This is a genomic window from Advenella sp. FME57 (assembly GCF_014897675.1).
GTDB lineage: Bacteria > Pseudomonadota > Gammaproteobacteria > Burkholderiales > Burkholderiaceae_B > Advenella.
Window position 1 is genome coordinate 1 of record NZ_JABUXU010000053.1, and the last position, 1,187, is coordinate 1,187.

1 protein-coding gene is annotated in these 1,187 nt (G+C 45.5%); it reads left to right on the plus strand.

The window, feature by feature from the left end; translation table 11 throughout:
* The first annotated feature begins 72 nt into the window (after positions 1 to 72).
* A protein-coding gene (locus INT32_RS22010; protein WP_369806312.1) for an IS3 family transposase occupies positions 73 to 1,148 on the plus strand; the annotation gives its coding sequence in 2 pieces (ribosomal slippage) (positions 73 to 328 and positions 328 to 1,148; 1,077 coding nt in all).
* Positions 1,149 to 1,187: the final 39 nt, after the last annotated feature.

Genomic DNA, 1,187 nt, shown 5'->3' on the forward strand with positions numbered 1-1,187 from the left:
TGTAACTATCCCCTAAAATAATACAGCTGAAGCGTAGAATTTTTCTTACACTAAGAAAAAAGGATTTTTACGATGAGCAAACGGATGACAGAAAGCCAAATTGTGGCGATGTTGAAAGAAGCGGAAGCTGGGATACCGATTAAAGAGCTGTGCCGCAAGCATCATGTAGGTAACTCCACATTTTATAAATGGCGAGCCAAATATGGCGGCATGGAGCTCTCCGACGTAAAACGACTCAAAGAGCTCGAGGAGGAGAATCGTCGCTTAAAGCAGATGTATGCTGATTTAAGTTTGAAGTCTCAGTTGCAGGAAGAAATCATAAAAAAGCTGTAGTGCCTGTTGCGACGCGTAAAGACTGGGCAAAAGCGCTACAGGCACAGCATGACATCAGCGTTGTTTTAAGCTGCATGATTACGGGGATGAGTCGCACCGCGTTTTACTATCAGCCTAAACGTTGTGATGATAGCGAGGTAATTACAGTGCTAAACACGCTGGTTGAAAGACATCAACGTTGGGGGTTCCCCAAGTGTTTTAAGCGCATACGCGCTTTAGGTTACCGCTGGAATCATAAGCGTGTACAGCGTGTTTATAATGCATTGCGACTCAACATAAAGACAAAGCGCAAGCAACGCGTGCCTGCTCGCCAACCCGAACCACTCGTCGTACCTAAAAGTACGGGTCAGTGTTGGTCGATGGATTTTATGTCGGACCGCTTAGAAAATAACGTGCGATTTCGTACATTTAATGTGATTGACGATTGCAATCGCGAGTTGCTAGGAATCGATATTGGCACGGGCTTGCCGTCTGCTCGTGTCACCCGTTACCTAGATGGGCTGGCCTCTTGGCACGGCTACCCACGTAGAGTTCGTGTCGATAATGGCCCCGAGTTCACCTCCGCGGAGTTCGTTCAGTGGGCACATCAACATGGCGTTTATATTGATTATACGCAGCCCGGTTGCCCCTATCAAAACGCCTATATTGAGCGCTTCAATCGTACGTACCGCCAAGAGGTATTAGATTTATATCTTTTTACGTCGTTGAAGCAAGTTCAACACATCACGGAACACTGGACAACGATTTACAACACCGAAAGACCGCACGATTCACTCAATGACATGACACCCATTGACTATAAATTAACATTATAAATTCTATGTGTGTGGTGTATTAAAGATGGGGTATTTACA